This window comes from Myxococcus sp. AM009 (assembly GCF_013372605.1).
Lineage (GTDB): Bacteria > Myxococcota > Myxococcia > Myxococcales > Myxococcaceae > Myxococcus > Myxococcus vastator.
Window position 1 is genome coordinate 1 of the sequence record NZ_JABXEP010000190.1, and the last position, 13860, is coordinate 13860.

The following is a 13860-nucleotide window of genomic DNA, read 5'->3' on the forward strand; positions in this document are numbered from 1 at the left end:
CGGTTGGGGGCGGGCGCGGCGGTGTGCCTGACGCGCGGCGGCGAGGTGTGCGGGATGCTCCAGGTGCTGCGCGCGCCGGGGAAGCCCTTTGATGAGCGGGACCTGCGCCTGCTGGGCACGCTGTCGGAGCTGCTGGTGACGCTGCTGGAGCAGCGCCGGCTGCGGGCCGAGTCCTCGCGTCAGTTGGCCGAGACGCGCCTGCTGCTGGACCTGGCGCGCACCACGTCCGGCGTGCTGGAGACGTCGAGCATCCTGGACGTGGCCGCCGACTTCCTCGTCCGCCTGCTGGACGTGTCCAACTGTTACATCCTGCTGTACGACGAGAGCGCCCGGTTGCTGCGCGGCGCCGCGGCCTCCATCGCGCACCGCGACTTCTTCCGCACGGTGGTGCTGCCCCTCCACGGAGACGGCCTGACGGCGCGCGTGGCTCGCGAGCGCAAGCCCATCGCGGTGGAGGACGTGGCCTCCGCGGACGGAGGCTTCAACCCGGAGCTCGCGCACCGCTTCGACGAGAAGGCGCTGCTGGCGCTGCCGCTCACCTCGCGCGAGGAGCTCATCGGCGTGGTGGTGGTGGACGACACGCGGGGCCCGCGCGCCTTCGGGCCGGAGCTCATCGAGCTGGCGGAGGCCACGTGTGGCCAGCTGGCGTTGTCCATCGCCAACGCGCGCCTGTACGAGTCACTGTGGGCCAGCTACGCGGAGCTGGCCGCCACGCGCGCGGAGATGGTGAAGCGCGAGCGGCTGGCCGCGCTGGGCGAGCTGTCCGCGATTGTCGCCCACGAGGTGCGCAACCCGCTGGGCGTCATCTTCAACGCGGTGGCCTCGCTGCGCCGGCTGTTGGTGCCGGGCGGCGACGCGGCCATGTTGCTCGACATCCTGGGGGAGGAGAGCGACCGGCTCAACCGCATCGTCGGCGACCTGCTGGACTACACGCGTCCCAGGGACCCGGTGCTCCAGCAGGAGGACCTGGGGCGCGTGCTCCAGGACTCGCTGGAGGCCGCGCGGATGCAGGGCGGCGGCGCGGACCGCTCCATCCGCATCCAGTCCGACGTGGAGCCCGGTCTGCCGCCGGTGCCCATGGACCGCCGCCTCATCCGACAGGCGCTGGTCAACGTGGCGGTCAACGCCATCCAGTCCATGCCGCAGGGGGGGCTCGTGCAGGTGCGCGCGCGCCGTGAAGCCCATGCGGGGCGCGAGCAGCTGCGCATCGACGTGGTGGACCAGGGCCCGGGCATCCCCGCCGAGCTGCTCCACCGCGTCTTCGAGCCGTTCTTCACCACCAAGGCCCAGGGCACCGGCCTGGGGCTGGCCGTCGTCAGGCGCATCCTCGAGGAGCACCGGGGCGAAATCGCCGTGGACAGCATCCCGGGGCGCGGTACCACCTTCACCTTCCGGCTGCCGCTCTCGCAGCCTCCGTCCTTCCCATGACCGACGCGAACACTCCGCCGACCCGAGGACGGCTCCTCGTCGTGGACGACCAGCGCAACATGCGCGCCACCACCGCCCTGTTGCTGCGGGCGGAGAACTACACCGTCTTCGAGGCCGCCACGGGCGAGGAGGCCCTGGCCCAGCTCGCCAGCGGCAGCATCGACCTGCTGCTGACAGATTTGAAGATGGAGCCCATGGACGGGCTCACGCTCCTGCGGCGCGCGATGGAGGTGGCGCCCCGGCTCCAGGTCATCATGATGACGGCCTTCGGCTCCATCGAGAGCGCCGTGGAGGCCATGCGCCTGGGGGCCTACGACTACGTCACCAAGCCCTTCAAGGAGAGCGAGCTGCGCTACCGCGTGGAGCGCGCCCTGGAGCGCGCGCGCCTGCTGCGCGACGTGGACAACCTCACCACCGACTTCAACCAGCGCCACGGCCTGTCCGCCCTGGTGGGGCGCAGCGCCGCCATGCGCGAGCTCACCACGCGGCTCATGCGCGTGGCGCAGAGCGACGCCACCGTCCTCATCCAGGGTGAGAGCGGCACCGGCAAGGAGCTGGTGGCGCGCGCGCTCCATGCGCACAGCCGCCGCAAGGCCCGCTCCTTCGTGCCCGTCAACTGCGCGGCCATCAGCGAGTCCCTGCTGGAGAGCGAGCTGTTCGGCCACGCCAAGGGCGCCTTCACCGGCGCGGTGAAGTCCCGCCGGGGCCTCTTCGAGGAAGCCGACGGCGGCACGCTCTTCATCGACGAGGTGACTGAGACGAGCCCCACCTTCCAGTCCAAGCTGCTGCGCGCGCTGCAAGAGGGCGAGGTCCGCCGCGTCGGTGAGTCCACCGCGCTGCGCGTGGACGTGCGCATCGTCGCCGCCACCAACCGGGACATCGAGCTGGAGGTGCGCGACAAGCGCTTCCGGCAGGACCTCTTCTACCGGCTCAACGTGGTGGCCCTCCGCGTGCCGCCCCTGCGCGAGCGCCTGGAGGACGTGCCCGCGCTGGCGGAGCACTTCCTGGAGCGGGCCAATGCCCGCAGCCCCAACCCCAAGCGCCTCTCCGCCGCCGCGGTGGCCCACCTGATGAGCTACGACTTCCCCGGCAACGTGCGCGAGCTGGAGAACCTGGTGGAGCAGGCCGCCGCGCTCGCGGAGGGCAACGAGCTGCTGCCCGAGGACTTCCCCGTGCGGCAGGGCCGCATGACGCCGGCTCATGGCACCCCCAGCGTCGCCTTCCTGGACGGGCAGGGCGGAGCGCTCGGGCGCAACGCCAGCGCGGGGCCCACGCTGGCCCAGGTGGTGGAGGAGGCGGAGCGCCACGCCATCACCCAGGCGCTGGAGCGGCACGGGGTGGACCTGGCGCGAGTCGCCGATGAGCTCGGCGTCTCCTCCACCACCCTCTGGCGGAAGATGAAGCGGCTCAACCTCCGTCCGCCCAGCGAGCTGGCCCGGGAATAGCCCTGGAGTAGGGTAAAGACTCACCCATGTAACTTTCCCGCGGCCATGGATTCAGATCCGAAATGGACGGGTTCATAGGTGAAAAAGACAAGCGACTGAATTTACTTGGCTTTTTCACTTCTGAAACCCCATTGCAGCCATGAAATGGAGCGTGGGGGTGGGGCCAGCGTCAGCTAGTGCTTCAAGTGCCTGAGAAAACTAGAGTTTCTCCCTGAGAGGCGGCTGGCACGGCGACTGCTAAAGGATTACGCGGGACACATCGAAGCGAGGCTGAAGGCGGTTCCCCCCCACCCCTTCAGCACTTCCGGTGAGTCACCTTGAGAAGACCCGCGGCCCGGCACCTCTTTGGGGTGTCGGGCCGCCTTCTTTTCCGCGTCTGCAAGCCGAGCCAGTTCGCGACGAAAGGAAGCTCAGGTGGGTTCATCTGCATCTCAGTGGGTGCTGCGTCCCGGTCGGCTGGAAGACCACGCTGTCTTCGCCCGGCTCTTTCTGGAGCTCGGGGTGGATGATTCTCCCCCGCCCGAACCTGTATGGGCGGCGGAAATCGCCCAGCTCTCCCTGTTCGCCGAAGGCCCCCAGGGCGTGGGCGCCTACGCCGTGACGATGGCCCTGGGGGACTTCGGGTTCGTGACGCAGCTGGTGGTGGCGCCGTTCGCTCGGGGGCAGGGGCTGGGACGGCGGATGATGTCGCACCTGGCCAATCACCTGCGCGCACAAGGGTGTACCCGCTGGGGCCTCAACGTGAAGCGGGAGAACGTGCCCGCGCTCGCGCTCTACTCCTCGCTGGGAATGCGGCCGGTCCGTGAGGCCACCACCCTGCGGATGACGCGGGCCCAGTTGGAAGCGCTCCCCGCCGCGTCCCCGGACGGAGCCGTGGTGCCGGTGACGCTGGAGGACTGCGGCGCGCTGACGGAGGCCTTCGGGATGCTTCCCGGCAAGTTGGCCGGCTTCGCGGCCAGTGAGTCGCACCGGCTGCTGGGGCTCGTCGACCCCCAAGCACCTGCACGCCGGTGGTTGGGGATGATGGACCTGCGCTCCGGGCCCCTCGTGTATCCCTTCTTCGCGGTGTCTCCCGCGCATGCGCGGACACTGCTCGAAGCCGCCTTCGGGCGGCTGGGGGCGGGCGTGTCCACCCTGAATGTCTCGGTGACGGATGACGCGCCCCTGGTGCACCTGCTCCGCGAGGCGGGAGCGCAGACGCGCCTGGAGACGCTGGAGCTTCGCGGCCCGTTGGTGGACGCCGCGCCCTGATGGATTCACGGGCGGCCGGAAACACGACGCCCGCCCGGGCACGAAGCCGGGGCGGGCGGGGTGTGGCAGCGGAGGTGGGAAGCTACTGGCCGAAGATGCTGCTGGCCTGCTCCAGCCACCCCATGATGGGGCCGGGGATGATGCCCAGAATCACGACCGCCGCGGTGGACAGCACCAGCGCCAGCTCGGTGGACCAGCTCTTCTCGAGCGCCTGCGCACCCTCCGGCACCGGCCGCATGAACATGTAGACGACCACGCGCAGGTAGTAATAGACGCCCGCCGCGCTGGAGAGCACGCCGACGATGGTGAGGCCGATGAGGCCCGCGTCCACGGCGGCCTGGAAGATGAGCAGCTTGCTCATGAAGCCGATGGTGGGCGGGATGCCACCCAGCGACAGCATGAAGGCCGCCATCGCGAAGGCCCAGCCCGGCTTGCGCTGCGCCAGCCCGCTGAAGCGCTCCAAATCCCAGGCCGTGCCCTTCTCCTCGTCCTCGCGACGCTCCAGGACGGAGACGATGGCGAAGGCGCCCACCGCGCTGAACGTGTACGCCAGCAGGTAGTAGAGGATGCCGCGCAGCGCCTCCGCGCGGGCCAGGTCCAGCGGGGTGCCGCCCGTCAGCGCGGACGCACCCAGCAGGCGGAACTGCTCACCCGGGCCGGTGACGAAGAGGGCGGCCACGCCCACCAGCAGGTAGCCGGCGTGCGCAATGGACGAGTACGCCAGCATGCGCTTCACGTTGCGCTGCGGAATCGCCAGCAGGTTGCCCGCCACCATGGTGAGGAAGGCCAGCACGGAGAACAGGGTCAGCAGCATCGCCGGGTCCACGCCCTTGCCCACCAGGAAGAACACGCGGACCATCGCCGCGAAGGCGGCCGCCTTCACGCCCGCGCTCATCAGCGCGGTGACGGGCGTCGGCGCGCCCTCATAGACGTCCGGCGTCCACATGTGGAACGGCACCGCGGCCACCTTGAAGGCGAAGCCCGCGCCCACCAGGATGATGCCCGCGTACACCAGGCCCGGCTGCGACGACAGGGCGGTGGACAGCGGACCGGCCATGGCCGTCAGGTGGGTGGTGCCGGTGGCGCCGTACAGCAGCGCCGCGCCGTAGAGCAGCACCGCGGAGGAGAAGGCGCCCAGGATGAAGTACTTGAAGCCCGCCTCGCTCGGCCGCGTGCCACGCCGCAGGTACGACGTCAGCGCGTAGGTGGCGATGGAGAGGACCTCGATGTTGATGAAGAGCGTGATGAGCTCGTTCGACATCGCCAGCAGGCTCATGCCCGCCGTGGCGAACAGCATCAGCGCGTAGAACTCACCGCGCTCCGCGCCCCGCTTGCGCAGGAAGCTCACCGAGCTCAGCGTCGCCAGCGCCAGGCCCACGCACACCACGAAGGTGAGGAAGCTGGAGAAGGGGTCCATCACCCCGAAGCCGAGCATCACCTCCTGGGGCGGCTCGAACATCGTCGTCAGCGCCATGGCGCCGGCCGCCACCGCCGTCACCACGGTGAGCACCGCCTGGTACGCGCGCGACGCCGTCGTGGAGAGGAACACCTCCGACAGCAGCAGGATGGAGGCACCCACCACCATGATGATGGTGGGCAGCAGCGGGAGGAAGTCTGCCAGGGTGAGATTGGGCAGGGTCATGTCGGAAGCTCAGGCGGCTTACTGCCGCGGCGAGGGAACGGCCGGGGCGGCGGCCAGCGGAACGGGCGCGGACGGCGCGGCGACGACCTGACGGGACGGCAGGGCCATCACCTCCACCCGGAGCCGGTCCTCCTGCAGTTCGGCCCCCGGCGTGCCCACGCGGGCGCGGGCCAGGAAGCGGTCCGTGGACGGCGCGAGCCGGTCCAGGAAGGGCTGCGGCTGCAGGCCCATCACCGCCACCAGCACGATGAAGGGGAGCACCGTGAGGCCCTCTCGCAGGTTCATGTCCGTCAGGTGCTGGTTCTCCCGGTGGGTGATTCCGCCGAAGAACACCTTCTGCACCATCCACAGCATGTAGGCGGCGCCCAGGATGACGCCCAGCGTGGCGAACCCGCCGAAGACCGCCGTCAGGTGCGCGTTGCCCGCGGCCTCGCCCAGGTCGCTCTTGAAGGTGCCCAGCAGCACCAGGAACTCACCGATGAAGCCGTTGGTGCCCGGCACCGCGATGGAGGAGAAGGTGATGATGACGAAGGCCGCGGTGAACACCGGCATCACCTTCGCGATGCCGCCGTAGTCCGCCATCAGGCGCGAGTGGCGCCGCTCATACAGGTAGCCGAACAGGAGGAACAGCGCGCCCGTGGACACGCCGTGGTTGAGCATCTGGTACGCGCTGCCCGTGGCGCCCTCGGCGGTAATCGCCAGGATGCCCAGCATGCAGTAGCCCAGGTGGCTGACGGACGAGTACGCAATCAGCTTCTTGATGTCCCGCTGCGCCAGGCACATCAGCGCGCCGTACACGATGCCGATGACGGCCAGCGTGGCCAGGAAGGGCCGCGCCTGCTGCGTGGCCACCGGGAAGAACGGAATCGCGTACCGCCAGAAGCCGAACGTGCCCATCTTCAGCGTGACGCCGGCCAGAATCATGGAGCCGGCCACCGGCGCCTGGACGTGCGCGTCCGGCAACCAGGTGTGCAGCGGCCACATGGGGACCTTGACGGCGAACGCGATGGCGAACGCCCCGAACAGCCACGGACCCCAGGTGTGCAGCGTGGCGGCCAGCCCGGTGAGCGAGTCACACGCGCCCGCGGGCCCCGCCGTGCAGGCGCTGAGCTGCCGGTTGGCGTCCAGCAGGCCGTTGTAGATGCTCGCGTAGTCGAACGAGCGGGCGCCCACCGGCGCGCTGATGAAGTACACGGCGATGATGGCCACCAGCATCAGCAGCGAGCCGGCCAGCGTGTAGAGGAAGAACTTCACCGCCGCCATCTGGCGGTCCTCGGCGCCCCACACACCCACCAGGAGGTACATGGGGATGAGCATGGCCTCGAAGAAGATGTAGAAGAGCAGCACGTCCAGCGACACCAGCGCGCCCAGCATCGTCGTCTGGAGCACCAGCAGCGCCAGGTGGAACTCCTTGATGCGGAACTTGATGTACGTGGTGGACGCCAGCACCACCAGGGGCCCCAGGAAGACGGTGAGCAGCAGCAGGCTCACGGCCAGGCCGTCCACGCCAATGTGGTAGCTGGTGCCGAACATGTCGAACCAACGCGCCCGGTACTCGAGCTGGAACTCCGGTCCGCCCGGCACATACGCCATGTAGGCCCAGACCCCGAACACCAGGTCCAGCACCATGGCGATGAACGTGACGGTGCGAATCTGACCGTTCTCCCCGGCCGGCAGCAGCGCCACCAGCGCCGCGAACACCAGCGGCAGGAAGACGACGAGGTTGAGCAGGTGGTTGTCGACGAAGCTCATTGCATCACCTGGATGAGGGCGTAGGCCACCCCGCCCAGCAGGGCGATGGCCATCACTGCGGCGTAGGCCTGGGCGTCACCCGACTGCACGTAGCGGAGCGCGCTGCCCACGCGCGCAGTCACCCACGCCGTGCCGCGGACCGCCACGGTGTCGATGACGAGCGCGTCCACCACGCGGAAGAGGAGGAAGCTCATGAACTTCACGGGACGGATGACAATCAGCTCGTAGAGCTCGTCCACGTAGAACTTGTTGAGCGCCAGGGGGCGGACCGCGCGGATGAAGGCGGGATCCGGCTTGCCCACGCGCGCCGGGAAGTAGCGGAGGTACAGGAAGGCCGCCGCGCCGCCACCCGCCAGGGCCACGGCCCAGGCCTTGAGGTAGTCAGGCACCACCTGCGGGCGGCTGGTGTCCAGCGCCACCAGCGTGCTGGCTTCGGTGATGCGCCGGGTCGCGCTGAACACCGGGCTCAGGAAGTTGTCGAGCACCGGCTGCGACGTCATGTCGAAGAAGTTGATGCCGAACGCGTACCGCGCGGCGACCACGCTCAGCACCGCGAGCACCACCAGCGGGAGGGTCATCTGCCAGGCGCTCTCATGGGCGTGCGCCACCCGGGCCTCCTTCGAGCGGGGGCCCTCGAAGGTGAGCAGGTACACGCGCGTCATATAGAACGCGGTGGACGCCGCGATGAGCAGGCCCAGGTAGTAGACGAGGCTGGACACCCACTCCAGGCCCTGCAGGTGGTTGTGGTGCACGCCGTGCAGGATGGCGTCCTTCGAGAAGAAGCCGGACAGCGGGAGGATGCCGGTGATGGCCAGCGTGGCGACGAGGAACGTCGCCCAGGTCCAGGGCATCTCCTTGCGCAGCCCGCCCAGCTTCTTGATGTCCGTCTCGTCGCCGTTGCCGTGCATCACGCTGCCGGCGCCGAGGAAGAGGCAGGCCTTGAAGAAGGCGTGCGTCATCAGGTGGAACACCGCCGCCCAGAAGATGCCCATGCCCACGCCCATGAACATGATGCCCAGCTGGGACACCGTGGAGTAGGCGAGCACCTTCTTGATGTCGTCCTGCGCGAAGGCGATGAGCGCCGCCAGCAGCGAGGTGAGCGCGCCGATGATGGCGATGGTCGCCATGGCGGTGGGGCTCAGCACCAGCAGCGCCGACATGCGACTGAACAGGTACACGCCGGCGGTGACCATCGTCGCGGCGTGGATGAGGGCGGAGACCGGCGTCGGGCCGGCCATGGCGTCCGGCAGCCAGACGTACAGCGGCAGCTGCGCGCTCTTGCCCGCGGCGCCCAGGAGGAACAGCAGCATGGCCGCCGTCATCACCCCGCCGAAGGTGTAGCCCGCCAGGGGGCCCGCCTCGATGGGGGTGCTCAGGTCGACCTTGTCCGCGGTGCCATCCACCAGGCCCTCGGCCAGCTTCTCCAGGCCCTTGAACGTGACGGGGCCCTTCTTCTCCAGCGCGGCCGTGTAGTGATTCACCGTGGTGCCGGCGGTGTTGTAGTCCGCCGCGTTCGACTGCTGGGTGAAGGCGGAGACCAGCAGCACCAGCAGGAAGGTGGCGATGAGGAACGCGAAGTCACCGATGCGGTTGGTGACGAACGCCTTGCGCCCGGCCCACGCCTTGGCCGGGTCGTCGTACCAGAAGCCGATGAGCAGGTAGCTGGCCATGCCGACGCCTTCCCAGCCCACGAAGAGCAGGACCAGGTTGTCGGCCAGCACCAGCGTCAGCATCGCCGCGACGAACAGGTTCAGGTACGCGAAGAACCGCCAGTACGCGGCGTCGTGCTCCATGTAGCTGGTGGAGTACAGGTGGATGAGGAAGCCGACGCCGGTGATGATGAGCAGCAGGATGCCGGACAGGTGGTCCACCATCAGCCCGAAGTTCACCCGGAAGTCGCCCACCGAGAACCAGGTGCCGTAGTCGTACGCGAGCGCGTAGCGCACGAAGTCCCGCTCGATGCCGAACGGGTTGGGGTAGATGGCCGCCAGCCGGCCCGTGTCGGGGTTGTGGTGGCTGGTCGCCCAGAACGCCAACACGCTCAGGGCGAAGGAGCCGGCCACCGTCGCGCAGGCGACGAGCTGGACGTTGGCCCGGCCCATCATCTTGCCGAACACGCCGCAGATGAACGCGCCCAGCAGGGGCAGCGCGATGATGAGCCAGAGCGAGGGCGCCAGGATGTCCGGCGCCACGGGTGCCGCCCGGAAGAATTCGACGAGAGTCATGACAGTGGCTCCTGGGGAGGCATCAGTGCTTCATCGTCCGGATGTCTTCCACCAGGACGCTGCCCCGGCTCCGGAAGACGGCGATGACGATGGCCAGACCGATGGCGGCTTCCGCCGCCGCCACCGCGATGACGAAGAAGGCGGACACGTGGCCAAGGTCGTCACCGCGCATGCGCGCGAAGGCCACGAACGTGAGGTTCGCCGCGTTGAGCATCAGCTCCACGCACATGAAGATGACCAGCGCGTTGCGGCGGACGAGCACGCCGAACATGCCCATGCAGAACAGGGCGGCGGCAAGCAGGAGGTAGTAGGTGATGGGAACCATGGGCCGATTCGGGGCCTCGCGAGCGGCTGCCTGCGCCGCCATCTAGCACAGAAAAGTTGTCCGGAATGGGCGATCAGATTCGCGACTTGGCCACGACGACTGCGCCCACCATGGCCACCAGCAGCAGCAAGCTCACCGCTTCGAAGGGGAGCAGCCACTGGGTGAAGATGACCTGACCCAGGGTGGCGATGGTGCCGAAGGAGGCCTGCGCCCCCGTGCTCAGCGTGGCCGGCTCGGCGGGCAGCTTCAGGAGGATGATGGCCAGGGCCGCGAACAGGCCCACCGTCGCCGCGCCGCCCGCGATGCGCGCCACCGTGGGCTTGCCGCGCGTGGGCGACTCTCCCAGGTTGAGCAGCATGATGACGAACAGGAAGAGCACCATGATGGCGCCCGCGTACACGAGCACCTGCATGACGGCCACCGTGTGCGCCCACAGCAGCACGTAGATGCCGGCCAGGAAGAAGAACGTGGACACCAGCGCCATGGCCGAATTGATGGGGCTGCGCGCGAAGATGACCGTTCCGGCCGACAGCAGCGTCAGGAGCGCGAACGCCCCGAAGAGGATGAGCTCGATGTTCAAGACCAGTCTCCGAACGAACCCCAGGGCTTGTCGCCGAACGGGCAGCGGTGCTCACGGATGTGGGCCTCGAACTCGTCCCGGAACCGCATGAGGAACGAGTGCGTGGGCAGCGCCGCCGCGTCGCCGAGCGCGCAGATGGTGTTGCCCAGGCCGATGGGCGGGTAGGGCGCGATGGACGACGCGACGTTGGACAGCATGTCGATGTCGCCCGGCTCGCCGCGGCCCTCTTCAATCTTGCGCAAGAGGCGCGTCTGCCAGGGCGTGCCCTCACGGCACGGCGTGCACTGGCCGCACGACTCTTCCGCGTAGAAGCGGGCCACGCGCCACAGGCTGCGCACCATGCAGGTGGCGTCGTCCATGACGATGACGCCGCCGGAGCCCGCCATGGTCTGCTTCACCTTGAGGGCCTCGAACTCCATGGCCACGTCCAGCTCGTCCGCGCCCAGCACCGGCGCCGAGGAGCCGCCCGGAATCACGGCCTTCACCTTGCGGCCCGCGGGCATGCCCCGGCCGTACTTGTCGTCGTAGATGAGCTCGGCGAGGGTCGTGAACATCGACACCTCGTAGACGCCCGGCCGGTTCACCGTGCCGGAGAGGCAGACGAGCCGCGTGCCGCCCGACTTGTCGGTGCCCAGCTTCGCGTAGGCGTCCGCGCCCTGCTGGAACACGGCGGGCACGCTGGCCAGCGTCTCCACGTTGTTCACCACCGTGGGGCAGCCGAAGAGGCCCACCACCGCGGGGAAGGGGGGCTTCAAGCGGGGCCAGCCCTTCTTGCCTTCCAGGCTCTCCAGCAGCGCCGTCTCCTCGCCGCAGATGTAGGCGCCCGCGCCGCGCACCAGGTAGCAGTTCAGCTCGAAGTCCTTGCCCAGGACCGTCTTGCCGAAGATGCCCGCCTTGTAGGCTTCATCGATGGCCGCCTGCGTGCGCTCCGCCGGGAACTTGAACTCACCGCGCAGGTACACGTAGCAGGTGTGCACGCCCAGCGCGTAGGCCGCGATGGCGATGCCTTCCAGCATCATGTGCGGGTCGTCTTCCAGGATGTAGCGGTCCTTGAAGGTGCCCGGCTCGGACTCGTCGCCGTTGACCGCCAGGTACTTGGGCTTGGGGCTGTCCTTGGGGACGAAGCTCCACTTGAGGCCCGTGGGGAAGCCGGCGCCACCGCGACCGCGGAGGTTCGACTTCTTCACCTCGTCGATGATGGCGGCGGGCTCCATCTGGAGCGCCTTCTTCAGCGCCTCGTAGCCCCCCCGCTTGCGGTAGCTGTCCAGGGTCCAGGACTGAGGCTTACCCCAGGCCGCCGAGATGATCGGTTCGATCGTCTTTGCCGTAGAGGCCATGTCGATGACGTCCTAAGCCTAAGAAGGGTGGGGGGAGGTTCAGCTCAACCTGGCGAGGATGGCATCCAGCTTCGCCTGGGTCAGGCTCTCGTGGTGATCCTCGTTGATCTGCAGGCAGGGCGCGGTGCCACACGAGGCCAGGCACTCGGTCTCTCGCAAGGTGAACTTCTCATTGGCTTCACCTGCCTTGAGGCCCAGCTTCTCCTCCAGGTAGGCGAGCATCTTCTCCGCGCCCCACAGCGAGCAGGACAGGTTCGTGCAGACGTCGATGACGTACTTGCCCGGCTTCTTGAGGTGGTACATCACGTAGAAGCTGGCCACTTCCATGGCCCGCTCGGGAGTGACCTCCAGATGCTTCGCCACCAGCCGCAGCCCTTCCGGGGGCAGCCATCCCTTGATTTCCTGGAGCAGGCGCAGCGCCGGGAGCATGCCCGCGCTTTTCCGATCCGGAGGGTAGTGGGAGATGATCTCCGCGATTCCCGCGTCGAACTTCTTCTGCTCTTCAGAGGTGAACAGGGGCTCCGCCATGGCGGGCCGGTACGTATTGCCCCAATGGCTACGTTGTCAACATAAACCCTCGAAGCTACACTGGGTTGCCATCAGCAAATTACCGAGCGATTTCAAGCCCTTGTTATGAACCCGGGTCCAGAGGACAAGCGCCAGCACCCCCGCGTCCCGGCTGTGCTGAGAGTGGACTACACGGACGGGCGCCAGGCCCGCGACGTGACGGAGAACCTGTCCCACGAGGGCCTGTTCGTCCAGACGGACCTGTCCTTCGTCATGGGGGACGAGGTCCGGCTCGCACTTTCTTTCCCGGGGCTGTTGGATCCGGTAGAAGTCAGCGGAACCGTGGCCTGGATGCGGCCAGCGGGCCCCGATCAGCCCGCGGGCGTCGGCGTTCGCGTGGAGCGCGAGCAGGACCGGCGGAAACTGGGTGACATCTTGAGTGCGGCAGGAGCAGACAGCCACGCGTCCCACGCAGAGCACGAGGGGTATCGTGTGCTCATCGTCGAGGACAACCCGCACATCATCGAGATGTACAGCTACGTGCTGAAGAAGCTGGCCAGCGGCGAGCTGCACGGAAAGGTCCCCCTGGAGGTCCACTTCGCGCCGGACGGGCACCACGCGCTGCTGATGCTGCGCGAGGACCGCTTCAACCTGGTGATGACGGACCTCTACATGCCGGTGATGGACGGCTTCGCCCTGGTGGAGCGGATGCGCGAGGAAGAAGCGCTGCGCGCCATCCCCATCATCGCCATCTCCGCCGGCGGCAAGGAGGCGCAGGACCGCGCCATGCAGCTGGGCGTGGACATCTACCTGCGCAAGCCGGTGCGTTTCGTGGAAGTCCTGGAGACGGTGAAGCAGCTGCTGCGCATCAAGTAGGGGCGCGTTTTACCGCCAGTCCTCCGTTGAGCCACGGCGTGGGGACGGCATAGAGTCCCATCCCCATGCAGAAGCCCGCCCTCAATCGCGACACCGTCAGTGGCGAGGCGCTGTTCATCCTCCGGAACCTGAGGGAGAACGGCCGTCTTGGACGCTCGAACAAGCTGGCAGACGTGAAGTCCGCGCTCGAGCCGTCCGTGTCGCTCGAGTTCGACAACTACTTCTTCTTCCTGCGCAAGTTCCACTACATCGCCATGGACCGCGAGGCCCAGCTCAAGCTCACCGACCAGGGTGAGCAGGTGGCGGGTGGGGAGCTGACGGAGCGCTTCTCCCTGGAGGTCGGTGAGTTCTTCGCCGAGCAGCTGTCCGCCGCCGCGGACGCGCCCCTGGAGGGCGCCGGTGGGGACGACCCGCTGATGGTGCCTCCGCCTCCGCCGGAGCTGCTGCTGGACGAAGCGGAGGTCGACGGCGCGCCGCCCCCGCCCTCCGGCC

The 13860-nt window shown here is 68.4% G+C and carries 11 protein-coding genes and 1 pseudogene; 5 read left to right on the top strand and 7 right to left on the bottom strand.

Features of this window, described 5'->3' with window-relative positions; all coding sequences use genetic code 11:
* The 3 genes from HV824_RS31440 to HV824_RS31450 all read left to right on the top strand — a co-directional run.
* Positions 1 to 1428: GAF domain-containing sensor histidine kinase (locus HV824_RS31440; protein WP_176424896.1), on the top strand; the 1428-nt coding region annotated here is incomplete at its 5' end.
* On the top strand, positions 1425 to 2873 hold the full coding sequence (locus HV824_RS31445; RefSeq protein ID WP_176420992.1) for a sigma-54 dependent transcriptional regulator: 1449 nt from the start codon (positions 1425 to 1427) through the stop codon (positions 2871 to 2873). The genes HV824_RS31440 and HV824_RS31445, both read left to right, overlap by 4 nt.
* A gap of 501 nt (positions 2874 to 3374) precedes the next feature.
* The gene (locus HV824_RS31450) at positions 3375 to 4124 is read left to right on the top strand and encodes a GNAT family N-acetyltransferase (protein ID WP_368738128.1); all 750 of its coding nucleotides are present in this window, start codon (positions 3375 to 3377) and stop codon (positions 4122 to 4124) included.
* A gap of 82 nt (positions 4125 to 4206) precedes the next feature.
* On the opposite strand, the gene HV824_RS31455 is transcribed toward HV824_RS31450, so the two are convergent.
* From HV824_RS31455 to nuoE, 7 genes are all read right to left on the bottom strand, one after another.
* A complete protein-coding gene (locus tag HV824_RS31455; protein ID WP_176420994.1) occupies positions 4207 to 5766 on the bottom strand; it encodes an NADH-quinone oxidoreductase subunit N in 1560 nt (519 codons plus the stop codon).
* An 18-nt stretch (positions 5767 to 5784) separates the two neighbouring features.
* Positions 5785 to 7518 (bottom strand): NuoM family protein, encoded by a 1734-nt coding sequence (locus tag HV824_RS31460; RefSeq protein WP_176420995.1) that lies wholly within the window; start codon positions 7516 to 7518, stop codon positions 5785 to 5787.
* Positions 7515 to 9743, bottom strand: a complete 2229-nt coding sequence (nuoL, locus tag HV824_RS31465; RefSeq protein WP_176420996.1) for an NADH-quinone oxidoreductase subunit L — start codon at positions 9741 to 9743, stop codon at positions 7515 to 7517. Before nuoL ends, HV824_RS31460 begins: the two co-directional genes overlap by 4 nt.
* Before the next feature lie 22 nt (positions 9744 to 9765).
* Positions 9766 to 10068, bottom strand: a complete 303-nt coding sequence (nuoK, locus tag HV824_RS31470; RefSeq protein ID WP_002638444.1) for an NADH-quinone oxidoreductase subunit NuoK — start codon at positions 10066 to 10068, stop codon at positions 9766 to 9768.
* 73 nt (positions 10069 to 10141) lie between these two features.
* Entirely contained in the window at positions 10142 to 10648 is a 507-nt protein-coding gene (locus HV824_RS31475) for an NADH-quinone oxidoreductase subunit J (protein WP_176420997.1), read from the bottom strand.
* Positions 10645 to 11985 (bottom strand): NADH-quinone oxidoreductase subunit NuoF, encoded by a 1341-nt coding sequence (gene nuoF / locus HV824_RS31480; protein ID WP_176420998.1) that lies wholly within the window; start codon positions 11983 to 11985, stop codon positions 10645 to 10647. The genes HV824_RS31475 and nuoF overlap by 4 nt, the downstream gene beginning before the upstream one ends.
* Positions 11986 to 12024: 39 nt before the next feature.
* Positions 12025 to 12513: an NAD(P)H-dependent oxidoreductase subunit E gene (gene nuoE, locus HV824_RS31485; protein ID WP_013935738.1), complete on the bottom strand. Its 489-nt coding sequence runs from the start codon at positions 12511 to 12513 to the stop codon at positions 12025 to 12027.
* A 105-nt stretch (positions 12514 to 12618) separates the two neighbouring features.
* On the opposite strand from nuoE, the gene HV824_RS31490 reads away from it, so the two are divergent.
* The gene (locus HV824_RS31490; protein ID WP_176420999.1) at positions 12619 to 13368 is read left to right on the top strand and encodes a TIGR02266 family protein; all 750 of its coding nucleotides are present in this window, start codon (positions 12619 to 12621) and stop codon (positions 13366 to 13368) included.
* Between the two features lie 65 nt (positions 13369 to 13433).
* Positions 13434 to 13860, top strand: a pseudogene (locus HV824_RS31495) (serine/threonine protein kinase); the annotation flags it as partial.